The 23,969-nt window shown below is 61.2% G+C and carries 27 protein-coding genes and 1 tRNA gene; 16 read left to right on the top strand and 12 right to left on the bottom strand.

All coding sequences use genetic code 11. The annotated features are described in order from the left end of the window. Window positions 1-168: 168 nt before the first annotated feature. The 4 genes from ABXR19_RS16055 to rfbD all read left to right on the top strand — a co-directional run bounded on the left by ABXR19_RS16055 (window position 169) and on the right by rfbD (window position 2,891). Window positions 169-540: a four helix bundle protein gene (locus ABXR19_RS16055; protein ID WP_354602225.1), complete on the top strand. Its 372-nt coding sequence runs from the start codon at window positions 169-171 to the stop codon at window positions 538-540. Further along, a complete protein-coding gene (rfbA, locus tag ABXR19_RS16060; RefSeq protein WP_354602162.1) occupies window positions 537-1,451 on the top strand; it encodes a glucose-1-phosphate thymidylyltransferase RfbA in 915 nt (304 codons plus the stop codon). Before ABXR19_RS16055 ends, rfbA begins: the two co-directional genes overlap by 4 nt. Window positions 1,452-1,539: 88 nt before the next feature. Further along, a complete protein-coding gene (locus tag ABXR19_RS16065; protein WP_354602163.1) occupies window positions 1,540-1,902 on the top strand; it encodes a four helix bundle protein in 363 nt (120 codons plus the stop codon). 83 nt (window positions 1,903-1,985) lie between these two features. Continuing rightward, a complete protein-coding gene (gene rfbD / locus ABXR19_RS16070; RefSeq protein ID WP_435594337.1) occupies window positions 1,986-2,891 on the top strand; it encodes a dTDP-4-dehydrorhamnose reductase in 906 nt (301 codons plus the stop codon). Between the two features lie 129 nt (window positions 2,892-3,020). Here the strand turns inward: rfbD and ABXR19_RS16075 are convergent, their stop codons facing one another. After that, window positions 3,021-3,929, bottom strand: coding sequence for a MerR family transcriptional regulator (locus ABXR19_RS16075; RefSeq protein WP_354602164.1), 909 nt, complete (start codon window positions 3,927-3,929; stop codon window positions 3,021-3,023). Window positions 3,930-4,034: 105 nt separating this feature from the next. Here ABXR19_RS16075 and ABXR19_RS16080 point away from each other — a divergent pair, with 105 nt between their 5' ends. The 10 genes from ABXR19_RS16080 to ABXR19_RS16125 all read left to right on the top strand — a co-directional run bounded on the left by ABXR19_RS16080 (window position 4,035) and on the right by ABXR19_RS16125 (window position 12,722). Then, window positions 4,035-5,381: an NAD(P)/FAD-dependent oxidoreductase gene (locus ABXR19_RS16080; protein ID WP_354602165.1), complete on the top strand. Its 1,347-nt coding sequence runs from the start codon at window positions 4,035-4,037 to the stop codon at window positions 5,379-5,381. Next, entirely contained in the window at window positions 5,378-6,136 is a 759-nt protein-coding gene (locus ABXR19_RS16085) for a DUF1365 domain-containing protein (RefSeq protein ID WP_354602166.1), read from the top strand. The genes ABXR19_RS16080 and ABXR19_RS16085 overlap by 4 nt, the downstream gene beginning before the upstream one ends. Beyond that, window positions 6,133-7,353 carry a class I SAM-dependent methyltransferase gene (locus ABXR19_RS16090; RefSeq protein ID WP_354602167.1) on the top strand — a complete coding sequence of 407 codons (1,221 nt, stop codon included), beginning with the start codon at window positions 6,133-6,135 and terminating at the stop codon, window positions 7,351-7,353. The genes ABXR19_RS16085 and ABXR19_RS16090 overlap by 4 nt, the downstream gene beginning before the upstream one ends. Beyond that, entirely contained in the window at window positions 7,350-7,874 is a 525-nt protein-coding gene (locus tag ABXR19_RS16095) for a chalcone isomerase family protein (RefSeq protein ID WP_354602168.1), read from the top strand. The genes ABXR19_RS16090 and ABXR19_RS16095 overlap by 4 nt, the downstream gene beginning before the upstream one ends. Before the next feature lie 138 nt (window positions 7,875-8,012). Further along, window positions 8,013-9,290: an MFS transporter gene (locus ABXR19_RS16100; protein WP_354602169.1), complete on the top strand. Its 1,278-nt coding sequence runs from the start codon at window positions 8,013-8,015 to the stop codon at window positions 9,288-9,290. Further along, complete coding sequence (locus tag ABXR19_RS16105) at window positions 9,287-9,817, top strand: DUF3833 domain-containing protein (RefSeq protein WP_354602170.1); 531 nt, start codon at window positions 9,287-9,289, stop codon at window positions 9,815-9,817. The genes ABXR19_RS16100 and ABXR19_RS16105 overlap by 4 nt, the downstream gene beginning before the upstream one ends. Before the next feature lie 58 nt (window positions 9,818-9,875). After that, on the top strand, window positions 9,876-10,649 hold the full coding sequence (locus ABXR19_RS16110; protein WP_354602171.1) for an SDR family NAD(P)-dependent oxidoreductase: 774 nt from the start codon (window positions 9,876-9,878) through the stop codon (window positions 10,647-10,649). Then, window positions 10,646-11,068 (top strand): nuclear transport factor 2 family protein, encoded by a 423-nt coding sequence (locus ABXR19_RS16115; RefSeq protein ID WP_354602172.1) that lies wholly within the window; start codon window positions 10,646-10,648, stop codon window positions 11,066-11,068. The genes ABXR19_RS16110 and ABXR19_RS16115 overlap by 4 nt, the downstream gene beginning before the upstream one ends. A gap of 96 nt (window positions 11,069-11,164) precedes the next feature. After that, complete coding sequence (locus ABXR19_RS16120) at window positions 11,165-11,818, top strand: response regulator (protein ID WP_354602173.1); 654 nt, start codon at window positions 11,165-11,167, stop codon at window positions 11,816-11,818. Further along, window positions 11,811-12,722, top strand: a complete 912-nt coding sequence (locus ABXR19_RS16125) for a sensor histidine kinase (RefSeq protein ID WP_354602174.1) — start codon at window positions 11,811-11,813, stop codon at window positions 12,720-12,722. The genes ABXR19_RS16120 and ABXR19_RS16125 overlap by 8 nt, the downstream gene beginning before the upstream one ends. Here ABXR19_RS16125 and ABXR19_RS16130 read toward each other — a convergent pair whose 3' ends face one another. The 6 genes from ABXR19_RS16130 to ABXR19_RS16155 all read right to left on the bottom strand — a co-directional run bounded on the left by ABXR19_RS16130 (window position 12,723) and on the right by ABXR19_RS16155 (window position 16,851). Beyond that, window positions 12,723-13,370, bottom strand: coding sequence for a BON domain-containing protein (locus ABXR19_RS16130; protein ID WP_354602175.1), 648 nt, complete (start codon window positions 13,368-13,370; stop codon window positions 12,723-12,725). It abuts the gene before it with no gap. Beyond that, the gene (locus ABXR19_RS16135) at window positions 13,367-13,960 is read right to left on the bottom strand and encodes a phosphoheptose isomerase (protein ID WP_354602176.1); all 594 of its coding nucleotides are present in this window, start codon (window positions 13,958-13,960) and stop codon (window positions 13,367-13,369) included. The genes ABXR19_RS16130 and ABXR19_RS16135 overlap by 4 nt, the downstream gene beginning before the upstream one ends. Before the next feature lie 4 nt (window positions 13,961-13,964). Next, window positions 13,965-14,918, bottom strand: a complete 954-nt coding sequence (gene argC, locus ABXR19_RS16140; RefSeq protein ID WP_354602177.1) for an N-acetyl-gamma-glutamyl-phosphate reductase — start codon at window positions 14,916-14,918, stop codon at window positions 13,965-13,967. A gap of 140 nt (window positions 14,919-15,058) precedes the next feature. Further along, on the bottom strand, window positions 15,059-15,832 hold the full coding sequence (locus ABXR19_RS16145) for an SDR family oxidoreductase (protein WP_354602178.1): 774 nt from the start codon (window positions 15,830-15,832) through the stop codon (window positions 15,059-15,061). 220 nt (window positions 15,833-16,052) lie between these two features. Further along, the gene (locus tag ABXR19_RS16150; protein WP_354602179.1) at window positions 16,053-16,439 is read right to left on the bottom strand and encodes an HIRAN domain-containing protein; all 387 of its coding nucleotides are present in this window, start codon (window positions 16,437-16,439) and stop codon (window positions 16,053-16,055) included. 1 nt (window position 16,440) lies between these two features. Continuing rightward, window positions 16,441-16,851, bottom strand: a complete 411-nt coding sequence (locus ABXR19_RS16155; protein WP_354602180.1) for a YraN family protein — start codon at window positions 16,849-16,851, stop codon at window positions 16,441-16,443. A 28-nt stretch (window positions 16,852-16,879) separates the two neighbouring features. On the opposite strand from ABXR19_RS16155, the gene rsmI reads away from it, so the two are divergent. Continuing rightward, complete coding sequence (rsmI, locus tag ABXR19_RS16160) at window positions 16,880-17,746, top strand: 16S rRNA (cytidine(1402)-2'-O)-methyltransferase (protein ID WP_354602181.1); 867 nt, start codon at window positions 16,880-16,882, stop codon at window positions 17,744-17,746. Between the two features lie 61 nt (window positions 17,747-17,807). Here the strand turns inward: rsmI and ABXR19_RS16165 are convergent. From ABXR19_RS16165 to rpsU, 5 genes are all read right to left on the bottom strand, one after another. Continuing rightward, window positions 17,808-17,886, bottom strand: a tRNA-Ile gene (locus ABXR19_RS16165). Window positions 17,887-17,935: 49 nt separating this feature from the next. After that, window positions 17,936-19,909 carry an RNA polymerase sigma factor RpoD gene (rpoD, locus tag ABXR19_RS16170; protein ID WP_354602182.1) on the bottom strand — a complete coding sequence of 658 codons (1,974 nt, stop codon included), beginning with the start codon at window positions 19,907-19,909 and terminating at the stop codon, window positions 17,936-17,938. Between the two features lie 55 nt (window positions 19,910-19,964). Further along, on the bottom strand, window positions 19,965-21,773 hold the full coding sequence (dnaG, locus tag ABXR19_RS16175) for a DNA primase (protein ID WP_354602183.1): 1,809 nt from the start codon (window positions 21,771-21,773) through the stop codon (window positions 19,965-19,967). A 67-nt stretch (window positions 21,774-21,840) separates the two neighbouring features. After that, window positions 21,841-22,287: a GatB/YqeY domain-containing protein gene (locus ABXR19_RS16180; RefSeq protein WP_354602184.1), complete on the bottom strand. Its 447-nt coding sequence runs from the start codon at window positions 22,285-22,287 to the stop codon at window positions 21,841-21,843. 104 nt (window positions 22,288-22,391) lie between these two features. Beyond that, entirely contained in the window at window positions 22,392-22,604 is a 213-nt protein-coding gene (gene rpsU, locus ABXR19_RS16185; protein ID WP_354602185.1) for a 30S ribosomal protein S21, read from the bottom strand. Between the two features lie 114 nt (window positions 22,605-22,718). On the opposite strand from rpsU, the gene tsaD reads away from it, so the two are divergent. Then, complete coding sequence (gene tsaD / locus ABXR19_RS16190) at window positions 22,719-23,750, top strand: tRNA (adenosine(37)-N6)-threonylcarbamoyltransferase complex transferase subunit TsaD (RefSeq protein ID WP_354602186.1); 1,032 nt, start codon at window positions 22,719-22,721, stop codon at window positions 23,748-23,750. Window positions 23,751-23,969: the final 219 nt, after the last annotated feature.

Genomic DNA, 23,969 nt, shown 5'->3' on the forward strand with positions numbered 1-23,969 from the left:
GGATTGGGTGGCGAATGTGTTGAGCGGGGCTTACCGCGAGTGGCTTGAGACTAACTACGCTTCGCGTAGCTAGTCAGTGCTGAGCAATGAGTTCTGAGGACTGAGTGAGGCCGCCTGCGGCGGAGTGCTGTGTTCTGAGTGCTGAGTACTGAGGAGAAAAGCTTGGGCGTGCAGCGGTTTGAGGATCTGATTGCCTGGCAGAGGGCGCGCGAGCTGGTTGTTGCAATTTACGCTTTGACGCGTGAAGGAGCCTTTGCTAAAGACTTCGGTTTGCGTGATCAGATCCAGCGGGCTGCCGTTTCAGTCATGTCAAATATTGCAGAAGGTTTTGAACGCGGAACCCGACCAGAATTTCATCGCTACATAGTGATTGCCAAGGCCTCGTGCGCCGAACTGCGCAGTCAGCTCTACGTCGCGGGTGATATCGGCTACATCAATGAAGAACAATTGAAACAACATCAGGCGCAGGCGCATGAGGTCTCCCGGATTCTGGGTGGTCTCAGGGCTTCGCTGAATGACAACCGGAGCGAACAGGCATGACTCAGCACTCAGTACTCAGCACTCAGCACACCGCCCGCAAGGGAATCATCCTTGCGGGCGGATCAGGCACCCGCCTGCATCCTGTCACCCTGGCGATCAGCAAGCAGCTGATTCCGGTGTATGACAAGCCGATGATTTACTACCCTTTGTGTGCACTGCTGCTGGCCGGGATTCGCGAGATCCTGATCATCTCGACACCGCAGGATACACCGCGCTTCGAGCAGCTCCTGGGCGATGGCTCGGCCTGGGGGATCAAGCTGGAATACGCCGTGCAGCCCAGCCCGGACGGGCTGGCGCAGGCTTTCATCATCGGCGCGGATTTTGTCGGTGATGGCCCGTCGGCTTTGGTGCTGGGCGATAACATTTTCTATGGTCATGCGCTGGCCGAGCGCCTGAAGGCTGCCGATGCGCGCACGAGTGGTGCTTCCGTGTTCGCGTATCCGGTGACTGATCCGGAACGTTACGGCGTGGTCGAATTCGATGCCGAAGGCCGCGCGATCAGTCTGGAAGAAAAGCCCAAGCAGCCACGCAGCCGCTACGCTGTGACCGGCCTGTATTTCTATGACAATCAGGTTGTTGATTTCGCCCGCAACCTGAAGCCTTCCGCGCGCGGCGAGCTGGAAATTACCGACCTGAATCGCATCTATCTGGAACGCAACGAGCTGGACGTGCAGTTGATGGGCCGTGGCGATGCCTGGCTGGATACCGGCACGCACGAAAGTCTGCTCGAAGCCAGCCAGTTCATCCAGACCCTGGAAAAGCGCCAGGGCCTGAAGGTGTGCTGCCCTGAAGAGGTTTGCTGGCGTAATGGCTGGATCGACAACGCGCAGCTCGAAGCCATCGCCAAGCCGCTGGCCAAGAGTGGTTATGGCCAGTATCTGCTGCAGATCATGAGTGAGAAGATTTACTGATCCGCAAGTCGCAAGTCGCAAGTCGCAAGTCGCAAGTCGCAAGTCGCAAGTCGCAAGTCGTGCAGTGTGACGCAGCTAAAGGGGTTTTATGACAAAACCGCATCAGAAGCTCGATGCCTGGCAGCAAGCGATGGTCTTGGTGAGAATGATCTATGCGGGGACCGCTGCATTTCCCCGTGAAGAGATGTTCGGGCTGACGAGTCAGATGCGACGGGCGGCTGTGTCTATTCCTTCAAATATTGCTGAGGGGGCTGCGCGAAATGGTGATCGCGAGTATTTGCATTTTCTGAGCATTGCACGAGGCTCTTTGAGCGAGCTTGATACCCAGTTGCAGATCGCGGTCATGTTGGGCTATCTGTCGGAGGGACACGAGTCGCTTGAACAGGCGGATCGCGTAGGGCAGTTGTTGAGCGGGTTTTCAAAGAAAATTTCTTCTGGGATGGTGAAATGAACAGTGCTACACCGAACGATTCGCAAGAGGGGCTGGCTGGGGTGCGACTTGCGACTTGCGACTCGCGACTTGCGAAAAGGATCTTGATCCTGGGCTGCGGTGGCCAGGTCGGCTGGGAATTGCAGCGCGCACTGGCGCCTTTGGGCGAGGTGATCGCGCTGGATTTTGATAGCAAGGATCACTGCGGCGATTTCAGTCAGCCCGAGGCTGTAGCTGCGACAGTGCGCGCGCTGCGCCCCGACGTGATCGTGAATTCGGCGGCGCATACGGCGGTGGACAAGGCCGAGAGCGAGCCGGAATTCGCGCGCAAACTGAATGCGACGACGCCGGGTTTGGTGGCGCAGGTGGCGGCTGAGCTGGGCGCGCTGCTGGTGCATTACTCGACCGATTATGTTTTCGACGGCAGTGGCGATGCGCCGCGTGACGAGATGGCTGCGACGGCGCCTTTGAGCGTTTACGGCCAGACCAAGCTGGAAGGCGAGCAGTTGGTACAGGCCGCTGGTTGCCCGCATCTGATCCTGCGCACCAGCTGGGTGTATGCGGCGCGCGGCGCCAATTTTGCCAAGACCATGCTCAAGCTCGCCGGTGAGCGCGAGCAACTGAAGATCATCGCCGACCAGATCGGAGCACCAACCGGTGCAGATCTGCTGGCCGACGTGACGGCGCATGCGGTGAAGCGTTTTCTTGACTTGCGACTTGCGACTTGCGACTTGCGAGATTTTCCTTCGGGTTTGTATCACTGCGTCGCCGGTGGCGAAACCAATTGGCATGACTACGCGCAGTTTGTATTTGCGCAGGCGCGGGCCGCTGGGATCGAATTGAAACTACGCGAAGTGAGCGCAATCCCGACCAGCGATTACCCCACGCCGGCACAGCGCCCGCTCAATTCCCGACTGGATACGCGCAAGCTGCAGGTGACTTTCGGCCTGCGCCTGCCGGACTGGAAAGCGGGCGTGGCGCGAATGCTGACGGAGCATCTGAAGGGCTGATCAGGGCCAGAAAAGCCCTTGCTCGCCATCTGTTTACGCTCGATTTCTCCCCGGTTCCGATACTGAGGCCGCGGCGGGAAAGATCATTTTGGCCCCCGGCTTTGCCGGGGGCTTTTCTTTGGATGACGTTCAGGCCTGTGTCGCCTGCCATTCTTCCAGCGCGACGAGCACGTCGCTGATCTCGGCGAGCGTGCGCAGGCCGTCGATGGCGGGCGCCCGCTCGCATAGATGGCGGCCGCCGGCCCACAGGGTGATGTGTGCGGGTAGCTGGCGACGCAACTCGGCCAGCCCGGCCCAGGCCTGGCGCGCGGCGTAGTTCTGGCTGAAAGACAGGGCCACGATGTCGTAGTTGCCGGCTTTCGCGGCCTTGGCCAGATCGGCCAACGGGGTCTGGGTGCCGAGCGAGGTGCAGTGCGCGCCCTCGGGTGCGAGCATGGCTTCGGCCATCAGCAGGCCGAGGCTGTGCAGCTCATCCGGGAAGGTGGTGAGCAGGATGCGCGGGCTGCCGCCGGGACTGTGCAGGGCATGGATGGCGCTGCGCAGGGTGTTCTGGACTTGCTCGGTGTACAAGTGTTCGTCGCTGACGCTGATGTCGCCACGCATCCAGGCGAGCCCGACTTCTACATTCAGCGGGACCAGCAAGTCCGTTACGAAGCGCTGCAGGCCTAGCTTGAGCAGGTTTTGCTGCAGCATCTGGCGCAGGTCTTCGCTGCGTTGCTGGTGCAGTAGTTCAATCAGTTCGCGGAAGTGTCCGGGTGCCGCTTCGCTGACGCCGCTGCCCGCCAGCCACTCGGCCAGCGTGGATTCGTCGGCCGCGAAAATCTTGCCGGGGCGCATGCCCTGGTCAATCAGACGCTTGATCTGACGAAGCCGATCCACCTGGTTTGCCGGATACAGGCGCTCGCCGTTCACATCGCGCAGGGGCTGTGGGAAGCCGTAACGGCGCTCCCAGACACGCAGGGTGTCTTTGAGCAGACCGGTGTCGCGCTCGACGGCGGCGATCGGCAGGCCTTGGATGTCTGTTTGGGTATTTTTCATTTTGTCCTGGACAAAACATTGACATGGGTCAAATCACTTTCTATGCTAGAGGCAGAGATCAAATTTGTCTAGGACAAATATGTCAGTGCTTACAGGAGAATTCCAATGAATGCACCCATTCCTTCCCGTCAGTCCGAATCCAGTGGTTTTGCCAAACCGCGCCGCATTGCGGTGGTGGGTGGTGGGATTGCCGGTTTGGGGGCGGCATGGCTGTTGGGGCGTGAGCACAGCGTGACCTTGTTCGAGGCGGGCAGCTACGCCGGTGGCCACGCCAACACGGTGAAGATCACCGTGGATGGCATCACCCATCCGGTGGACACGGGCTTTCTGGTCTTCAACCGGCGCACTTATCCGAATCTGTGCGGGCTGTTCCGCGAGCTGGACGTGCCGGTGGCCGAGAGCAATATGTCCTTCTCGGCGAGCCTGAGTTCGCGGGATATCGAGTGGGCCGGCTCGGGTCTGGGGGCCTTGTTCGCGCAAAAATCGAATCTGCTGCGGCCAGCCTTCTGGGGCATGTTGCGCGATCTGCTGCGCTTCAACCGCGACACGACCCGGCTGGCGCGCGAGCATTCGGCGCCGGATCTGTCGCTGGGCGCCTATCTGGATGCGAACAACTATGGTGCTGCCTTCCGCGACTGGTATCTGCTGCCAATGGCGGCGGCGATCTGGTCTTGCCCGACGGAACAGATGCTGGCCTATCCGCTGACGACTTTCCTGCGTTTCTGTCACAACCACGGCCTGCTGCAGATCATCGACCAGCCGCAGTGGATGACGGTGCGCGGCGGTTCGCGCGAATACGTCAAGCGCATGTTGCCGGGGATTGCCGATCTGCGTCTGGCTTCACCTGTGCTGTCGGTGCGCCGCGATGAAAAAGGCGTTCAGGTGGAGAGCCGGAATGGCTTCGAAGACTTCGACGCGATCGTGTTCGCCTGTCACAGTGACCAGACCCTGCGCATTTTGGGTGATGGCGCCACGCAGGCCGAGCGCGCGGTGCTGGGGGCGGTGAAATACCAGCCGAACCGCGCCGTGCTGCACACCGACGCGGCCTTGCTGCCGCGTCGCGAGAAGGCCTGGGCGGCGTGGAATTATCTGGCCGGCGAGGGTAGCCCGGATCAGAGACCGGTCAGCGTGTCCTACCTGCTGAACCAGTTGCAGCCGCTGCCCTTCAAGACGCCGGTGGTGCTGTCGCTGAATCCTTTCCGTGACGCCGATCCGGCCAAGGTGCTGGCCGAGTTTGAATACGACCACCCGGTGTTTGATCAGGCGGCGATTGACGCGCAGGCGTATCTGCCGGCCTTGCAGGGTCAGCAGCAGACCTGGTTCGCCGGGGCGTGGACGGGCTATGGCTTCCACGAGGACGGGCTGAAATCCGGAGTGGAGGTGGCGGCAATGCTGGGCGCCGTTGCCCCGTGGCGCGCACGCAGCCTTGATCTGCAGAAGGTGTCCCTGTGACGCCGCGCCTGCTCTACGGCTCCGTCGTGCATGCGCGCCATGCCACGGCCAGCAACGCTTTCAGCTATGCCATGTTTACGCTGTGGCTGCCGCTGTCGCAACTGGCCGAAGCCGCATCTCCGCTGCTGGGGATCGAGAAATTCCGTCTGTTTTCCTTCTTCAACCGCGATCACGGCGCGCGCGATGGTTCAGCGCTTTTGCCCTGGATTCGCGACATTCTGCAGCAACATGGCCTGAGTGAGGTCACCGACGGCGAGGTGGTGTTGCAGACCATGCCACGCCTGTTCGGCTTCGTCTTCAACCCCGTCAGCTTCTGGTATTGCCACGACAAAGAGGGCGGTTTGCGCGTGGTGCTGGCCGAGGTGAGCAATACCTTCGGCGAGCGTCACAACTACCTCGTCGCGCATGCGGATCGGCGCGTGATCGGGCCGGAGGATGTACTGGTAGCGCAGAAGGTTTTTCATGTTTCGCCCTTCTTTCCTGTGCGCGGCGAATATCACTTCAGCTTCATCCGGCGCGGTGAGCGTCTGACCGTGGCGCTGGATTATTTCGATGGCGGACAGAAGCAGCTCACCACCCGCCTGATCAGTCACGAACAGCCGCTGACTGCGGGCAACTTGCTGCGCGCCTGGCTGCGTTGCCCGCTGCTGACTTTAGGTGTCGTGTATCGCATCAACTGGCAGGCGCTGCGGCTGGTGATCAAGCGCGTCCAGTTTTTCACAAAACCTCAAGCCCCCCGAGAGGAAACAACATGAGTAACTCCAGCTCCCTCACACTGAATGACATTGGTGTTCTGCCGCGTTCTGCTCAACTTGTGCTGCGCATGCTGGATGGCGTGCAAGGCGGCAGCGTCGTGCTGCGCTTTCCCGATGGTGCTCAGCGCACCGTCGGCACGGGGCCGCTGCAGGCAACGATGCTAGTGCAGGACTGGCAGGTTTTCGAACGCATCATCAGTCACGGATCGATTGGTTTTGCCGAAGACTTCATGGCTGGCGCGTGGAGCACGGATCATCTACCGGCGCTGCTGACCCTGCTGGCGCAGAACCGTCCTGCGCTGGAGAAGGCCATCCACGGCAACGCCTTGCGCCTGGCGATGCACTGGGTCTGGCATCGTCTGCGCCCGAACAGCAAGCGCGGCTCGAAGAAGAATATCGAGGCCCATTACGATCTGGGCAACGACTTCTACCGCGAATGGCTGGATGAATCGATGAGCTATTCCAGCGCGCTGTATGCCACGCCGGAACAGAGCTTCGAAGAGGCGCAGCTGGAGAAATATCGCCACGCCCTGCGCACGCTGGATGCGCGACCCGGCCAGCATATTCTGGAGGTCGGCTGCGGCTGGGGCGGCTTTGCCGAGATCGCGGCGCTGGAGTTTGGCTGTCGCGTGACAGGCCTGACTTTGTCAAACGAGCAACTGGCCTGGGCGCGCGAGCGCGCGCAGAAGAATGGCTTCGCCGACAAGGCCGAATTCGTATTGCGCGACTATCGCGACGAGCGCGGCCGGTATGATCATATCGTTTCCATCGAGATGATCGAGGCGGTTGGCGAATCCTACTGGCCCTCGTATTTCGCGCAGCTGCGCTCCTTGCTCAAGCCGCGTGGCCGTGTCGTGGTGCAGGCGATCACGATTGCCGACGAGCTGTTCGCGCATTACCGCAAGGATGTCGATTTCATCCAGCGCTACATCTTCCCCGGCGGCATGTTGCCCTCGCCGCAGATCTTCCATCAGCAGGCCGACAAGGCCCGTCTGGTGGTGACCCGCGCGCATGCTTTCGGTCTCGATTACGCGCGCACCCTGAATGAATGGCTGCAGCGCTTCAATGCCAAACTGGACAAGGTGCAGGCGCAGGGTTTTGACGAGCGTTTCGTGCGCATGTGGCAGTTCTATCTGGCCTACTGCGAGGCGGGCTTTCGCGCGCGCAGCACCGATGTGTATCAGTTCGTGCTGAGCCATCAAGGAGAGACGGCATGAGGCGGCTGTTGCTGGGGTTGTGTCTGTTCATGGCGTGCTTGGCGAATGCCTCGCAGGCGATCCCTGACGTGGCGCGGGCGCACGCCGAGAGCTGGAATGTGCTGGGTAAGGGGCAGATGAGTTGGTTTGGTCTGCGCCTCTATACCGCCGAGCTGTGGAGCAGCCAGGCGGCTTTCGATCCGGCCAGCACCTATGCGTTGAAATTGACCTATGACCGATCCTTTGCCGGGGTGCGCCTGAGTAGCGCGAGTGTCGACGAGATGCGGCGTATCGGGATGCGCGATGAAGCTGTGCTGGCGCGCTGGCAGCAATACATGGACAAGGTCTTCCCGGACGTGAAGGAGGGCGACGCGCTGACCGGCGTGTTTCTGCCGGGCAAGGGCGCGGTGTTTTATCTGGGCAGCAAGCTGGTGGGCGAGGTGAATGACCCGGCCTTTGCGGCGGCCTTCTTCGGTATCTGGCTGGATGCGCGCACCAGCGAGCCGGCGCTGCGGCGGCAGCTGATCGGGCAGAGGTCATGAAACAGGGCGAATTCGAGTTTTTCAGGCAGACTGCCCGAAGAGCCGCTACCAGCTTGTATCTTCAGGCAGGGTGTCTGTACAGGCCCGCCAGTAGCGGGTCTTCAGCTTGCTGTTTTCTGCATTCGGCAGCGAAATTTCATGTCTGAGACGCGCGCCGCGCTGGGCGATGTTCCGCTGCCGGTGCTGGGCGCCTACGGCCTGCTCGGTATGCCGCTGGCCTTCGTGGCGCTGCCGATTTACGTGCATGTTCCCAAGCTCTACGCCGACTTCGGTTTGTCGCTGAGCGCCATCGGCGCGGTGCTGCTGCTGGCGCGGATCTGGGATGCGCTGATTGATCCGCTGATTGGTTTGTGGGGCGATCGCTGGGGTCGGCGTCGGGCGGCGATTTTCGCGGCCGTTCCGCTGCTGTCGCTGGGCCTGCTCGGCCTGCTCCATCCCCCGGCCGGAGACGCCAGCGCAGCGCGGCTCCTGGGCATGCTGCTGATCGTGTATCTGGGCTATTCGCTGGCCACGGTGAATCATCATGCCTGGGGGGCGGAGCTTTCCAGTCACACCCATTTGCGCACGCGCATCACCGCCACGCGCGAAGCTTTTGCCTTGTTCGGTGTGGTGCTGGCGGCGGCCTTGCCGGGCGTGCTCGGGGCGAGTCTGGCGGACGGGTTGGCGCAGATGTCATGGTTGTTTGTGGGCTTGCTGCTGGTCGCGGCGGCGGCTTTGTGGATCGTGCCGCAGGCGCCCGTGTCGACGGCGCGCGCCTTGCCCGGTGCGCTGTATCGTGCCCTGTTCAGCCGGCGTTTCCAGCGTCTGCTCGCGGTGTTCGCGCTCAGTGGTATCGCGGCGGCGATTCCGGCTTCGCTGGTGCTGTTCTTCGTGGCCGATGTGCTGCAGGCCGAGCAGCATTCGGGCGCCTATCTGGCTTTGTATTTCGTCGCAGGTGCCGCCGGTCTGCCGCTGTGGGTGTGGCTGGCGCGGCGTCTGGGCAAGCTGTTCGCCTGGGGTATCGGCATGGCCTTGTCGATTGTCGTGTTCGTGTGGGCCGGCACCCTCGGGGCGGGCGATCTGATTCCGTTTGCCGTGATTTGCGCGCTGTCCGGCCTGGCGCTGGGAGCCGATCTGGCCTTGCCGCCTTCGGTGCTGGCGGATCTGATCGAGCGCGACGCGGGGGCGGGGGCCGGCAGCTATTTCGGCTGGTGGAACTTCGTCGCCAAGCTGAATCTGGCGCTGGCCGCTGGCCTGAGTCTGCCGCTACTGGCCTGGCTGGGCTATGTGCCCGGCAGCACGGACGAGCAGGGCCACATGGCTTTAGCTTGGGTGTATGCCGGCGTGCCGGCCTTGTTGAAATGCCTGGCGCTGGCGCTGCTGTGGCGCCAGCGTGCGGCGATTGAGTCGATTGAAACCGAAGGAGTTCGAGCATGAAAAAATATCTGTTGGCCTGGTGTGCGGCCTTGGTCTTGTTGAGCGGCTGTGCCAGTGTCGAGGTGACCGATTACAAGGCAGAACAGCCCGCGCTGGATCTGCGCAAGTATTTCAATGGCAAGCTGGATGCCTGGGGGATGTTTCAGGATCGCAGTGGCAAGGTGATCAAGCGCTTTCACGTGGCGATGATTGCCACCTGGCAGGGCGATGTCGGCACGCTGGATGAGCGCTTCACCTATTCGGATGGCACGACCCAGACACGCATCTGGACCCTGACGCGTCAGCCCGACGGTAACTACATCGGGCGTGCCGATGATGTCGTGGGCGAGGCGCGTGGCGAGCTGTCGGGCAATGCGCTGCGCTGGCGCTACGTGATGGCCCTGCCGGTGGATGGCAAGGTGTACAACGTGGACTTCGATGACTGGATGTTCCTGATTGATGACAAGGTGATGCTGAATCGCTCCTTCATGAGCAAGTTCGGGATCGATCTGGGGCAGGTCACTCTGACTTTTACAAAGCAGGACTGAGCAATGAGGACTGAGTGCTGAGTGAAATTTGTGCTGGCTTTACCAGCAGGGGAAATCGATGAAAAGTCTGAACCCGAAAGTTACTGACTGGCGTGGCAAGCGCGTGTGGATTGTCGGCGCCTCGACCGGCATCGGTGCGGCGTTGGCGCGTGAGCTGGCTGCGCGTGGTGCGCAACTGGTCTTGTCGGCACGTGGCATCGATCGCCTGACCTCGCTGGTGGCCGATCTGCAGCATGCCATCGCGCTTCCCTTTGATGCGAGCGACTCTTCAGCCATGCAGGCTGCAGCGCAAGACGCAGTGCGGCTCTTGGGCGGGCTGGATATGGTGATTTTCAACGCAGGCACTTATCAGGCGCTGCGTGCCTGGGAGCTGACGCCGGAAAACATCCGAACGACGCTGAATGTGAATCTGCTCGGCGTGATGGATGGCGTGACGGCGGTGCTGCCGGGCATGCTGACGGCCGGGCAGGGACACGTGGTGATCGTCGGCAGCGTGGCCGGGTATCGTGGCTTGCCCAAGGCATCGGTGTATGGCGCGTCGAAAGCCGCACTGATCAATTTTGCCGAGTCGATTTACATGGATCTGGCGCCACGCGGGATTGCCGTGAGTCTGGTCAGCCCCGGCTTTGTCGCCACGCCGCTGACGGCGCAGAATGATTTCAAGATGCCCGCGCTGATCACGGCGGAAGAGGCTGCTGCGGAAATCCTCAAGGGACTGGCGAAGGGACAATTCGAGATCCACTTCCCGAAACGCTTCTCGCGCTTTCTCAAGTTGCTGCAGATCCTGCCCGCGCGTTTGTATTTCGCACTTGTTTCACGGACGGTGCAATGATGGATAAAACCCTGCAAGGCCTGATCGACTGGTATCAGAGCATCTGCCCCGAGAGCATCGGCCGCGCGGGCGAGTTCTACGCGCCCGATGCGCACTTCGTGGACCCCTTCAACGATGTGCATGGCGTGCCGGCCATCGAGAAAATCTTCCGTCACATGTTTACGCAGGTAGAGCAGCCGCGTTTCGTTGTGAAAGACGTGTGCACAGGGGTAGATCAGGCTTCGCTGACCTGGGATTTCAATTTCAGTACGGGCGGCAGGCTATATGTGGTGCCGGGCGCAACATTTCTGCGTTTCGACCCGAAAGGGCAGGTTTGCATGCACCGTGACTACTGGGACCCCGCAAGCGCACTGTTCATGGGCCTTCCGCTGATTGGCTGGGTCTTGCGGGCGATCTATCAGCGGCTGCGCGCGCAATGACTTGAAAGTGATGTGGTGGGTGGATTTGCGGTACTCTTTTGCCACAAATCCTTCCACGGCCGTCGCAAGCGGCCATCACGACAGGCCACGTTCACCATGAATGTCTTTGCTCGCAACATTCTGCTCGTCGATGATCATGCGCTGCTGCAGCATGCGCTCAAGTCCATGCTGGAGCCCTTGATGGCCGGCGGTGAAATCGTCTGTGCTGCTTCTGCTCAGGATGCGGTTGCCGCACTGCGTACCGGTAAAACTTTTCATCTCGTTCTGCTTGATCTGAAGCTGCCCGATAGCGACGGGCTGCGCCTGATGAGTTTGCTGCGCCGTGAAGTGCCCGGCGTGCCGGTGGCGATCTTCTCCGGCCAGGATGCGCCGATCTATCGCCAGCTGGCGCGTGAGGCGGATGCCGATGGCTTCCTCTCCAAATCGCTGGATCCGAATGCGGTGATTGATGGCGTGCGTACGCTGCTTTCTGGTCGTCGTTTCTATGACGATCAGCTTGAGCGTGGGCGTGCCCTGCAGGCCGGCGAAACGCGCCCGCGCCCCAAACTCAGCCCCAAGCAGGAGCGCGTGCTGTGCTGCCTGATGGAAGGCCTGTCGAACAAGGAAATCGCCCAGCGCCTGGATCTGTCCGAGCGCACCGTGAAGATGCACCTGACTTCGGTGTATCACGTACTCGGCGTCAATACGCGTTCGCAGGCCATTCTGGTTGGGCAGACCCTGAACCTTTCCATGCCGCCGGCCGATGCCTGAACGTAGCGCGGTGTCTTCCGCAACATTTTTGTCGGCCATTCGCGCAGCACTTGCCGCAGTTTTCATCAGCAGCCTCGCCTTGCTGGTGAGCAGGGGCGTGAGCGTGCAGGGCGTGCTGTGGTGTGCCGTCAGTTGCGCTGGTTTGATCGTGATCGGCGTGTTGCTGGACCGCTATCGCAGCAGCCTGGAGGCGGAAAATCTGGCCGAGGACGCACAGGCCGTCAGCCCCTTGCAGCGTGAAGGTGAATTCCTGTCCTCGCTGGGCCACGATCTGCGCCAGCCTGCGCAAGCCATTTCCCTGTTTGCCGCGACCTTGTCGGCGCATCCTTTGCCGGAGTCTTCACGCAAGCTGGTTACGGGGATTGAAGCCGCTGTGCAGCAACTCTCCGAGCAGCTCGAAGCCGTGTTCAACATTGCCAAGGTGGAAGCGGGCCAGTTCGAATGTCATCTGACGCCGGTCGGCCTGGAGGATGTGTTTGCACTGGCGGTGGCGAATCAGCTCGATGAGGCACATGAACGCCAGCTGCATTTGCGGCGGGTTACGACGGCGCGCCATGTGATCGCCGATGAAGCCCTGCTGCTGCGTACGATTGACCGCATGCTTGCGCACGCCCTGAGCATCACCAAAGAGGGCGGCGTGGTGCTGGGCTGTCGTCAGCGCGGAGCCGTAGTGGTGATCGAAGTATGGGACAGCAGTGAAGGGATCGCTGCAGAAATCCTGCCTGCCGTGTTCGTACCGGGCTCGGTGTATGGTCAGCAACTGGCCGATCGCGGACTTGGCTTGGTGTTGGCGCGTCGCCTCGCCACTTTGATGGGCGGGCATGTGAGCATCAGTTCCGTGCTGGGGCGGGGCTGCATCCTGCGCCTGACGCTGCCCCTTGTCTCCGCCCCGACTTCCGCCTGATCAATCCGCCTTGGGTGCGCTCTTGCTGGACGACTGATCCGGCAGTGCGTTGAGCTGCTTGGCACGCTCCGGCGTGATGATCTCGAACAGGCTGACTACCTTCTGCACACCCGAAGTGTTGCGGGCTACTTCGATAGCGGCCAAGGATTCACCCTCGGTTACGACACCCAGCAGGTAAACAATCCCGGACTCGGTGACGACCTTGACGTGATGGCCCGAGATATAGGGCGAATCAAACAGACGCGTCTTGACCTTGGTGGTCAGAAAAGAGTCGTTGTTGCGCGTGCCAAAGGAGCTGGGGTAGCCGAGGGCGATCTCATTGAAGACCTCACGCACATTGGAAGTCTGGCGTGCCAGAGCCTCGACTTCGCCGCGGCTCGGTTCATCGATGGCGTGGCCGGTCAGTAGTACCCAGCGGTTGAATGAGGTTGCCGAGACGGCCGTTTTTGCCTCCAGCGTGGCCGGGAAGCTGCGGTTGAATTTGGTCTCGATTTCGCGATCCATGATCTGTTCACCATAGGTGCGGCGATCCAGGGTGGAGGCCACGCCGGTGCCTACGCCGACAACGGCCAGCGGTACGCAGGCCTGCAGCAGTGAGGCGGCGGCCAGCGCGACAAACAGTGCGCGCAGCGAAAAACGATGTGTCATATTTCTTCTCCCATCAGCAAACAATCAATGCCATCACAGATGCAGTGAATGGCGAGTATATGAACTTCCTGAATTCGAGCGGTGCGGTCATGCGGTACGCAAATGTGCACGTCGCCATCCTTGAGCAGGCTTGCAAGTTTTCCGCCGCCTTTGCCGGTGAGTGCCACGACGCGCAGATCGCGTTCATGGGCAGCCTCGATGGCGGCCAGCACATTGGGCGAGTTGCCACTGGTGGAAATCGCCAGTAGCACATCACCCGGCTGGCCGAGTGCGCGAATCTGCTTGGCGAAGACGTGTTCCCAGGCGTAATCATTGGCAATGGCCGAAATCGCCGAGGTGTCGGTGGTCAGCGAAATAGCCGCCAGTTCGGGGCGTTCGCGCTCGAAGCGGCCCAGCAACTCGGCGGTGAAGTGCTGCGCGTCAGCGGCCGAACCTCCATTGCCGCAGGCGAGGATTTTGCCGTTGGAGAGCAGGGCGCGCACCATCGATTCGGTGGCTTCCAGAATCGGCATGGCGAGCACTTCTGCAGCCGCCAGCTTGGTCTGGGCACTGTCTTCGAAGTGCAGGACGATGCGGGAAATCAGATCCATATGCTTATGCCCGCAAGCCGGCGAGTTCGTCGCAGCCCAAGACGATATTCATGCACTGGATGGCCGCACCCGAAGCGCCCTTGCCGAGGTTGTCGAAACGCGCCACAAGCAGGATCTGTTCGGCATTGCCGAAGACGAAGAGTTCGGCGCGATTGGTGTCGTTACACGTGGTTGCGGGCAGGAAGCCGGCTTCCGGCGCATCGCCACCGCCCAAGGGCATGACTTTCACGCAGGCTTCACCCGCGTAGTACTCGCTCAAGTAAGCGTGGATTGATTCAGGCGTGACGCCTGGCAGCAGACGTGTCAGCAGCGGCACCGAAACCAGCATGCCTTGCGCAAACGGGCCGACCACCGGGCTGAATACCGGCGCATGAGCAATACCCGTTAGCGCCTTCATTTCCGGCAGGTGTTTGTGGGCCAGACCCAGCGCGTAGATGCGTGGCGAGAGCATGTTCTGTGGCAGTGCTGCCGGGGTTTCGTAGTCCGCAATCATCTCCTTGCCGCCACCTGTGTAGCCGGTGAGCGAGCTGCAGGTGAGCGGATAGTCAGTCGGCACCAGACCTGCCGCGACCAGCGGAGCGACGCTCAGGATGAAGCCGCTGGCGTGACAGCCAGGCACGGCGATACGTTGGGACGTGCGGATGCGCTCGCGCTGGCCATGCAGTTCCGGCAGGCCATAGACCCAGTCTGGATTGGTGCGGTGCGCGGTGCTGGCATCCAGAAAATGCGTGCGGGTATTGCCGGGGGCGAGCAGGGCGACGGACTCCTTGGACGCCGCATCCGGCAGGCACAGGAATACGACATCCGCCGCATTGATGTATTCGGCCTTGACGGTCGGGTCTTTGCGCTTGTCTTCCGGGATCGTGAGGATCTCGACATCATTGCGTGCTGCGAGCCGCTCGTCGATCTTGAGACCGGTGGTGCCGTGGCGGCCGTCGATGAATACCTTGAAAGTCATGGGTGCCTCTGGGGGATGTCTGCTTCTTGAGAGCGGATTGTAAACGAGAGGTTCAAAAGAAAACCCCCGCCGATCACTCGGAGGGGGTTTTGTACGCCATCAATGCTGCTGATTCGTGACCGGATCAGCGTGAGCAATGATCAGCGAGCCTGCCAGCCGCCATCAACGTTGATGATGGTGCCGTTCAGGTAGCTGGAAGCTTCGGAAGCCAGGAACACGGCGGTGCCGGCCAGGTCTTCCGGTTGACCCCAGTAGCCCAGCGGGATGCGGTCCAGGATAGCCTTGTTGCGGGCTTCGTCAGCGCGGATCGGAGCGGTGTTGGCCGTTGCGATGTAGCCCGGAGCGATGCCGTTACAGTTGATGCCGCGGGTGCCCATTTCGTTGGCGATCAGCTTGGTGATACCGGCGATGCCATGCTTGGAAGCGGTGTAGCCCGGAACCAGGATGCCGCCTTGATAGGACAGCATCGAGCAGATGTTGATGATGCGACCCTTGCCTTCGCGGCCCACAACGTGGCGGCAGAAAGCTTGCGACAGATACATCGGCGCATACAGATTGATCTGCATGACGAAGTCGAAGTCTTCTTCGGTGTGCTCGAGGAACGGAGCGCGGCGGATCGTGCCGGCCACGTTGGCGAGGATGTCGACTTGACCGGCCATTGCGACGGCTTCGTCGATCACGCGCTGCGGAGCGCCTTTTTCGGTCAGGTTGGCTTTCAGATACCAGAACTTGCCGCCGGTCTTGGCGACAGCAGCTTCCATGGCAGCGGTGGATTCGGCCGTCATCGGTGCAAAGTCAGCACAGATAACGTTGGCGCCGGCTTCAGCCAGCTTGGCCGAGATTGCAGCGCCGATACCCTGGGCGCCGCCGGTGACGAGGGCAACCTTGCCCGTCAGATCAAAAGGATTGCTCATTCTGTAATTCTCCCGAGATTGAAAAAGCCCGTTCGCCGAGGGGAAGGGGCTGTCTGGTGACCAGTGGCGCCTGAGGCACATTCCGGTTTCAGCAGCAAAAACCGAATCCGGCAGTGTAGCAGGCCGCGCAATGTGTGCTTCGAGTTTACCCGAATCTATGGTGGCTGGCACTTCTGATAGGCCGCCTCAGCAACGTGAGCACCGGGATTTTTGCGCAGGATCAAGGCCTTGGTGTCTGGGTGAGCTGGGCCGAGACCTCCACCTCGATGCGCTGGCGCGGGTTGGCATGTTCGCGCAGGCGGCTGATCCGCGCCTGCAGGACCGTGCCGCGATCCAGCGCACGGGCCACCGCGCCGTTGTCGGTGCGCGCCAGATAGCCAAGCGCCTGCCCCTGCCAATCCACGCGCACAGCCAGATTGTCGTGCGGATTGGCCGCTTCACGTACCAGTGTGAGCGCATCGCCTTCGCGCAGCTGCGACCACAATGCGCCGGCCGCGTGGTAAGTAAATCCGGCTAGCGGCGCCCGCTGGATGATCAGGCGCGGGCCGTCCGCCCAGGCTTGAGTTGCGAACAGGAGCAGGCTGAAGATCAGCCACTGGCGGGCCACTTCAGCGTACCTGCTCGGGAAAGGCCGCCTGCAGCCACTCTACGCGCTGCTCGTCCAGCGCATCGAGCAGCACCGCGTCGAAGCGGCAGGGGTGTTGGCGGTAGGCACGGCCTTCGCCTTGCAGCCAGAGCCGGGCAGCGAGGATGATGCGGCGCTGTTTTGTGGGTGTAATGCTGGCTGCTGCGCCGCCAAAGCTCTGATCCTTGCGCAGACGCACCTCCACGAAAATCACGCTGCCCTGATGCAGGCCAATCAGATCGATCTCGCCTCCTTTGTAGCGCGCATTGCGGCTCAGGATGCGGGCTCCGTGCTTGACCAGATGCTGCTCGGCGAGCCGCTCTGCACGGGCACCTTCAGCTTGGGTGCTTGCAGAGGCTTGCGGGGCGCGGCTCTGCAGCACACAATCGAGCATCTTTCTGAACCTCGCGCCCCACTTGCCCATGGCTATCCTGTTGTCCGAAGAAAATCCGTTACACGCCTCGCCTGCATTGTATGTGGTCGCCACTCCGCTGGGTAACCGGCAAGACATCACTCTGCGCGCGCTGGCCGTGCTCAAGGCCGTCGGCACCGTTGCTGCGGAGGACACGCGTCACAGCATGCGCCTGCTCGATGCGCACGGCATCAAGCCGCGCCTGCTTGCGCTGCACGAACATAACGAGCAGGAAGGCGCTACGCGCATCATCGCCCTGCTCGAAGCCGGCCAGCACGTCGCCCTGATCACCGATGCCGGGACTCCGGCGGTCTCCGATCCCGGCGCACGTCTGGTCGCCCGCGTGCAGGATGCCGGCTATGCGGTGCTGCCGGTGCCCGGCCCGTGTGCCGCGATTGCCGCATTGTCCGCTTCGGGTCTGAGTACGCCACACTTTCACTTCGTCGGTTTCCTGCCCAACAAGACGACTGCCCGTAAAGCCGTGCTGGAAAGCCTGCGCGGGCTGAATGCGGCGCTGGTGTTCTACGAGGCCCCGCATCGCGTGCTCGAAACCGTCGAGGATCTGGCTGCCGTGCTGGAGCCGGTGCGAGAAATCGTCTTCGGCCGCGAACTGACCAAGCTCTTCGAACAGATTGCTCGCATGCCGCTGAGCGAGGCTCTGGAATGGATCAAGGCCGACCCGAACCGCCAGCGCGGCGAATTCGTCATCCTTCTCGGCCCCGCACCGCAAGCCGAAGGCATTCCGCCCGACGCCGAGCGTGTCCTGAAGCTGCTGCTTGCCGAATTGCCGCTGAAAAGCGCCGCCAAGCTGGCCGCCGAGATCACGGGCGTGGCGAAAAACGCGCTCTATGATTACGCGCTGACGTTGAAAAAATAGCGAGATAGTTTGCGAGCAGACGTAAAAAAAGCCCGACCTTGCGAGTCGGGCTTTTTTGTTTTGGTGGGCCGCCCGTGAGTCGAACACGGCACCAATAGATTATGAGTCTACTGCTCTAACCAAGCATGAGCTAGCGGCCCGCTGCACAGGCCTGTGAACAGGCCTGGCAGGTGAGCGGGTAAGCCGTTATCAGCCCTCGCCGTCGAGGAAGCTGCGCAGCTTCTCGGAGCGGCTCGGATGGCGCAGCTTGCGCAGCGCCTTGGCTTCGATCTGACGGATGCGCTCGCGGGTGACGTCGAACTGCTTGCCGACTTCTTCCAGCGTGTGGTCGGTATTCATTTCGATGCCGAAACGCATGCGCAATACCTTCGCTTCGCGCGGTGTGAGCGAGTCGAGGATTTCCTTGGTGGTGTCCTTCAGCGAGGAGTACAACGCTGCCTCGGCCGGAGCCAGAGTGGAGGTGTCCTCGATGAAATCGCCCAGATGGGAATCGTCGTCGTCGCCGATCGGGGTTTCCATGGAGATGGGCTCCTTGGAAATCTTCATGATCTTGCGAATCTTCTCTTCCGGCATCTCCATCTTGATCGCCAGGGTTGCGGGATCCGGCTCGGCGCCAGTTTCCTGCAGGATCTGGCGCGAGATGCGGTTCATCTTGTTGATCGTCTCGATCATGTGCACCGGGATACGGATGGTGCGTGCCTGATCGGCGATCGAACGCGTGATGGCCTGACGAATCCACCAAGTGGCGTAGGTCGAGAATTTATAGCCGCGACGGTATTCAAACTTGTCCACCGCCTTCATCAAGCCGATGTTGCCTTCCTGGATCAGATCGAGGAACTGCAGGCCACGGTTGGTGTATTTCTTGGCGATCGAGATCACGAGACGCAGATTGGCTTCGGTCATCTCGCGCTTGGCACGGCGCATCTTGGCCTCGCCGGTGCTCATCTGCTTGTTGATCTCTTTAAGATCGCGGAGCGAGATCTGGATGTGATTCTGCAGGTCGATGAGTTTTTGCTGCTCTTCCAGAATGGCCGGCTGCAGGCGCATCAGAGTGGTGGCATAGGCAGCGCCGCTGCCGATTTCCGTTTTCAGCCAATCGAGATTGGTTTCGTTGCCAGGAAATACCTTGATGAAGTGCGGGCGAGTCATGCCAGCGCGTTCGACGCAAAGCTCCAGGACCTTGCGCTCGTGCTTGCGCACGTTTTCAACCATGTGGCGTACGCCGTCGCACAGGTTTTCAATCTGGCGTGCGGTGAAGCGGAAGTTCATCAGCTCGGAGCTGATTTGCTCATGCAGCTTTTCGCAAGCCTTGTCGTGCGGACCTTTTTTGATCAGCACCGGCATCATCTTGTCGAAGAGCGCGCGAATGGTTTCAAAGCGCTCCAGTGCGTCCATCTTGAGCTTGAGCAAGGTGGCCGTGGCAGCGGCTGAAGTGGCTGCAGCAGCCTCTTCTTCGTCCAGTTCCTCGGCTTCCGCTTCGTCGTCCTCTTCTTCGAGTTCGGCGGGCTCAGCGGCTGCGGCGACGACGGCATTGGGGTCGATCAAACCATCGACCAGTTCTTCGATGCGCATCTCGTCGCGGGCGACCTTGTCGGCCATGCCCAGGATCTCGCCCATGGTGGCAGGGCAGGCGGAGATGGCGATCACCATGTGCTTGAGGCCTTCCTCAATACGCTTGGCAATCTCGATTTCCCCTTCGCGGGTCAGCAGCTCGACCGTACCCATTTCGCGCATATACATGCGCACCGGGTCAGTGGTGCGGCCAAAGTCGGAGTCCACTGCAGACAGGGCCTGTTCGGCCTCTTCTTCAGCGGCTTCATCGACCGAAGCGGTGGCGACGTTGTCCGAGAGCAGCAGATCTTCAGCGGCTGGCGCCACGTCAAAGACACGGATACCCATGTCGTTGAAGGTGGAGATGATCGATTCGATCTGCTCGGCGTCGACGAGGTCGTCCGGCAGGTGGTCGTTGATCTCGGCGTACGTGAGGTAGCCGCGCTCCTTGCCCAGGGCGATCAGGTTTTTCAGGCGCGTGCGGCGGACTTCAGCATCGTTGCTGTTATCCGATGGCGCGATCTCGATGGGCAATTCTTTCTTGTCTTTGGCCCGCCCAGCCTTTGCTTTAGGGAGATCTTTGCGCACTTCTTTTGCTGTTTCCTTGGCCATCAGGGTCCTCGGTTCAAGGGCAGATTAATTCTGGGTAACCGCAAATTTTAGACGATTAACGGGTCTTTTGTCCAGCTCTAAGCGCCTGTTTCTGCGCAGGAAGCGTCACGAAACGGCTCTTTTCTTCAGTGCTCAAAGCCTCGCCTTGTGCCAGTCGTTGCTGCAAGGCGGCAACGTCATGGTCGATTACTGCGATGCGTAGATTGGCGATGTGGCCGTCGAGTTCCTCGCGAGCCGCTTGGGCCTGATCTTCTTTGGCCTGCTCGTCCTTGTCGGCCTTGTCTTTTGCGCGATCCTCTTCTTCTGAGGCTTTCAGCAGTTCAGCAAGGATGTTCTTTTGCGTTTCATCCTGCGTCATCTGGAAAAGCGCGGTGACGGTGGAGGAGTTGAAGCCCTTGGTGGCGTGAGCGTCCATGAAGCTTTGCAAAAGGCCGGTTTCGGGGCTGTCGCCAGCAAGCTCCAGCATGTCGGCAGGCAGTCTTTCGATCAGCTCGGGGCGGCTGCTCAGCAGGCGCAGGAGTTGGCGCATGGGGCCGGCTGGCGCGGTGCGGCGGCTGGTGGGGCGCGGGGCGGCCTTGCTGCGCGTAACGATGCGAATCCCCAGTGCGTGTGAGACTTCGTCCGGGCTCATGTCGACGTCTTGCGCCAGCATGCGGATCGTTTGCAGTTGCAGCACGGGTGCCGAGATCTTCGGAATCAGTGCCTTGGCTTCATGGACGAGCTTGGCGCGATCCTCTGCGGTTGCCAGATTCAGCTCGCCGCGCAGTTCGCGCAGCAGGAATTCAGACAGTGGCAGGGCGTCGTGGATGGCGCGGTGAAAGGCTTCCAGGCCCTGTTCGCGCACGAAGCTGTCCGGATCGTGTTCGGTGGGCAGGAACAGGAAGCGGACTTCGCGATCATCGGCGAGTTGATCCAGACAGGTTTCCAGTGCGCGTCGTGCGGCTTTGCGGCCGGCCTTGTCGCCATCGAAGCAGAAGACGACTTTTTCGGACTGGCGGAACAGTTTCTGGATGTGCGTAGCGGTAGTGGCCGTGCCCAGCGTGGCGACGGCGCTGTTGAAACCGTATTGCGCCAGTGCCACGACGTCCATATAGCCCTCAACCACGACTACGACACCGCTTTCGCGGATCGCCTGACGCGCCTGAAACAGGCCGTAGAGTTCGCGGCCTTTTTCGAAGAGCGGCGTTTCCGGCGAGTTCAGGTATTTGGGTTCGCCCTGACCGATGACGCGTCCGCCAAAACCGATGATGTTGCCGCGTTGATCGAGGATGGGGAACATCACCCGGTCACGGAAACGATCGTAGCGGCGCCCGGCGTCGTTCTGGATCACCAGGCCGGCTTCGAGCAAGGGCGCGTTGTCGTAATCGTTCGTAAAAACCTGATGCAGGCCTTGCCAGTCGTCAGGCGCGTAGCCGATGCCGAAGCGCGAGGCGATTTCGCCGGTCAGGCCGCGTTTTTTCAGGTATTCGATGGCTGCAGGTGCCTGCTTGAGCTGGTCGCGGTAAAAGCGTGTGGCGCGCGTCATGGCCTCAAGCAAGGTGCTGAGCTGGGCGCGATCCACTTGTGGCGCATCATCTTCCGGGATTTTCAGACCGGCCTGCTGGGCCAGGTCCTTGATCGCCTCCGGAAAGGACATGCCGCTGTATTCCATCAGGAAGCCGATGGCGGTGCCGTGCGCGCCGCAGCCGAAGCAGTGATAGAACTGCTTGGTCGGGCTGACGCTGAAGGAGGGGCTTTTCTCGTTATGAAACGGGCAGCACGCCATGTAGTTGGCGCCGCCCTTTTTGAGCGGCACATAGCGTTCGATCAGGCCGACGATATCGGTGCGTGCCAGTACATCCTGAATGAATGACTCGGGGATCATCGATTCGTAAGGAGTGAGGAGTGAGGGGTGAGGCGCAGCGCGGGCGCGCCGCGCCCGCGTGTCATGCTCACTTGGCTAGTGCGATCTTGAGCTTGGCCGAGACGGCGCCCATGTCGGCACGACCAGCCAGTTTGGGCTTGAGTGCGGCCATCAGCTTGCCCATGTCGGCCGGGCCAGTGGCGCCGGTTTCGGTGATCGAGGCTTGAATTGCGGCATCGATCTCGGCTTCCGACAGACCGGCGGGCATATAGGCGGATAGCACTTCGATTTCGTAGCGTTCGACGTCCGCCAGGTCCGCGCGGCCAGCCGCTTCATATTGGCTCAGCGAGTCGCGACGCTGCTTGAGCTGCTTGTCCGTAATGGCAATGATGGCAGCGTCGTCGAGCGTGATGCGCTCATCGACTTCGCGTTGCTTCATGGCGGCCATCAGCAGACGGATTGCGCCAAGCTTGGCGGTTTCTTTGGCGCGCATGGCGGCCTTCATGTCCTCGGCAATGCGTTCTTTCAAGCTCATGTTGAATCTCCTGTGGCGTCAACACAAAAACCCGGCCGCCCTCGAGGGCTCCGGGTTTTGCTTCTAATGCTTTTGCGAGAGTGCCGCGTGCGGCACCCAGCCGATCAATACATCTTCGGCGGCAGGGTCTGGCTGCGCAGACGCTTGTGCAGACGCTTCACGGCCGCAGCCTTCTTGCGCTTGCGTTCCGTTGTGGGCTTTTCGTAAGACTCACGAGCGCGCAGTTCGGTCAGCGTGCCAGCCTTTTCGATGGTGCGCTTGAAGCGGCGGATGGCAACTTCAAACGGTTCATTTTCTTTTAAGCGTACACCAGACATTCTTTGATCCTTGCGGGAAAACGGTGAGAAGAGCTCGCCAGTCTATCCGCAAGTTTGAAAAATTCCAAGCATCTTGTTCGAGGCAAGGTGACGCGATGCGATAAAATTGGTCAGATGATGAAGCCCCAACTCGTTCTTGGCATTGAAAGCTCGTGTGACGAAACCGGTATTGGCCTGGTGTGCACGCAGCGTGGCCTGCTGGCGCACCGCCTGTTTTCACAGATTGATCTGCATGCGGCTTACGGCGGCGTGGTGCCGGAGCTGGCTTCACGCGATCATGTCCGGCGCATCGTGCCCCTGATCCGCGAAACGATGCAGGCAGGCGGATGCACCCTGCAGGAGCTGGATGCGATTGGTTACACGACTGGCCCCGGTCTCGCCGGTGCGTTGCTGGTGGGGGCCGCTGTCGGCGAGTCGCTGGCGCTGGCCCTGAATATTCCGGCGATTCCGATTCACCATCTGGAAGGGCATTTGCTCTCGCCGATGCTCTCGGTCACGCCGCCGGCCTTTCCCTTTGTGGCCTTGCTGGTGTCGGGCGGGCATACCCAGTTGATGCGCGTCGGTGCGGTGGGGGATTACGAATTGCTGGGCGAGAGCGTGGATGATGCCGCCGGCGAGGCTTTTGACAAGACCGCCAAGCTGCTCGGCCTGCCTTATCCCGGCGGGCCGATCTTGTCGAAGCTGGCTGGGCAGGGCGTGGCCGGCAAGTTCAAGCTGCCGCGGCCGATGCTGCACTCCGGGGATTTGATGTTCAGTTTCAGCGGCCTGAAGACGGCCGTGCTGACTGCCACGAAAAAGCCGGATTTCTCGGCCGAGCAGATTCCCGACCTGGCTGCCGAGTTTCAGGAGGCGGTGGTCGATGTGCTGTGCGCCAAGGCCCGCGCTGCGCTGCTGCAGACAGGCTTGTCGCAGCTGGTCGTGGCGGGTGGCGTCGGGGCGAACACGCGCCTGCGCGAGCGGCTGACCAAAGAGATCAGCAAGCGCGGCGGCAATGTGTTCTTCCCGGAGTTGGAATACTGCTCGGACAACGGCGCGATGATCGCCTTTGCCTGTGCCATGCGCGTGCAGGCGGGCAAGGCGGTGCCGAGCGTCGAGGGCGCGTTTGCGATCCGCCCGCGCTGGCCGCTGGCCGAGATCGGGGCTTGAGGGGGCTGGCGGCGTGCTTTTGTAGGGCCGACTTCAGTCGCACGCCACGCGTGGTTGGCCGACAGAAGTCGGCCCTATGAAAACGTGGTTTTGGGGCTGGATGCCTGAAGAGCTGCGTCAGGATTGGGTCTTGCGACAGGCAGTCTGGAGACCCAGACTGCGCGCGCCTTTTCAAGGCTTGCTGAACGGCGCCCTCCCCCTTGAAAGGGGAAGGAGCTG

Origin of the sequence: Uliginosibacterium flavum, assembly GCF_040566545.1 — a bacterium.
Lineage (GTDB): Bacteria > Pseudomonadota > Gammaproteobacteria > Burkholderiales > Rhodocyclaceae > Uliginosibacterium > Uliginosibacterium flavum.

Bases quoted from the DNA above. Each gene is read 5' to 3' on its own strand.
- ABXR19_RS16090 (WP_354602167.1), top strand. From the start codon at position 6,133: ATGAGTAACTCCAGCTCCCTCACACTGAATGACATTGGTGTTCTGCCG.
- ABXR19_RS16155 (WP_354602180.1), bottom strand. From the start codon at position 16,851: ATGCTCGATTGTGTGCTGCAGAGCCGCGCCCCGCAAGCCTCTGCAAGC.
- ABXR19_RS16065 (WP_354602163.1), top strand. From the start codon at position 1,540: ATGACAAAACCGCATCAGAAGCTCGATGCCTGGCAGCAAGCGATGGTC.
- tsaD (WP_354602186.1), top strand. From the start codon at position 22,719: ATGATGAAGCCCCAACTCGTTCTTGGCATTGAAAGCTCGTGTGACGAA.
- ABXR19_RS16095 (WP_354602168.1), top strand. From the start codon at position 7,350: ATGAGGCGGCTGTTGCTGGGGTTGTGTCTGTTCATGGCGTGCTTGGCG.
- ABXR19_RS16100 (WP_354602169.1), top strand. From the start codon at position 8,013: ATGTCTGAGACGCGCGCCGCGCTGGGCGATGTTCCGCTGCCGGTGCTG.
- dnaG (WP_354602183.1), bottom strand. From the start codon at position 21,773: ATGATCCCCGAGTCATTCATTCAGGATGTACTGGCACGCACCGATATC.
- ABXR19_RS16110 (WP_354602171.1), top strand. From the start codon at position 9,876: ATGAAAAGTCTGAACCCGAAAGTTACTGACTGGCGTGGCAAGCGCGTG.
- rpoD (WP_354602182.1), bottom strand. From the start codon at position 19,909: ATGGCCAAGGAAACAGCAAAAGAAGTGCGCAAAGATCTCCCTAAAGCA.
- ABXR19_RS16135 (WP_354602176.1), bottom strand. From the start codon at position 13,960: ATGGATCTGATTTCCCGCATCGTCCTGCACTTCGAAGACAGTGCCCAG.
- ABXR19_RS16115 (WP_354602172.1), top strand. From the start codon at position 10,646: ATGATGGATAAAACCCTGCAAGGCCTGATCGACTGGTATCAGAGCATC.
- ABXR19_RS16125 (WP_354602174.1), top strand. From the start codon at position 11,811: ATGCCTGAACGTAGCGCGGTGTCTTCCGCAACATTTTTGTCGGCCATT.
- ABXR19_RS16180 (WP_354602184.1), bottom strand. From the start codon at position 22,287: ATGAGCTTGAAAGAACGCATTGCCGAGGACATGAAGGCCGCCATGCGC.
- ABXR19_RS16075 (WP_354602164.1), bottom strand. From the start codon at position 3,929: ATGAAAAATACCCAAACAGACATCCAAGGCCTGCCGATCGCCGCCGTC.
- ABXR19_RS16145 (WP_354602178.1), bottom strand. From the start codon at position 15,832: ATGAGCAATCCTTTTGATCTGACGGGCAAGGTTGCCCTCGTCACCGGC.
- ABXR19_RS16105 (WP_354602170.1), top strand. From the start codon at position 9,287: ATGAAAAAATATCTGTTGGCCTGGTGTGCGGCCTTGGTCTTGTTGAGC.
- rpsU (WP_354602185.1), bottom strand. From the start codon at position 22,604: ATGTCTGGTGTACGCTTAAAAGAAAATGAACCGTTTGAAGTTGCCATC.
- rfbA (WP_354602162.1), top strand. From the start codon at position 537: ATGACTCAGCACTCAGTACTCAGCACTCAGCACACCGCCCGCAAGGGA.
- argC (WP_354602177.1), bottom strand. From the start codon at position 14,918: ATGACTTTCAAGGTATTCATCGACGGCCGCCACGGCACCACCGGTCTC.
- ABXR19_RS16120 (WP_354602173.1), top strand. From the start codon at position 11,165: ATGAATGTCTTTGCTCGCAACATTCTGCTCGTCGATGATCATGCGCTG.
- rsmI (WP_354602181.1), top strand. From the start codon at position 16,880: ATGGCTATCCTGTTGTCCGAAGAAAATCCGTTACACGCCTCGCCTGCA.
- ABXR19_RS16130 (WP_354602175.1), bottom strand. From the start codon at position 13,370: ATGACACATCGTTTTTCGCTGCGCGCACTGTTTGTCGCGCTGGCCGCC.
- ABXR19_RS16080 (WP_354602165.1), top strand. From the start codon at position 4,035: ATGAATGCACCCATTCCTTCCCGTCAGTCCGAATCCAGTGGTTTTGCC.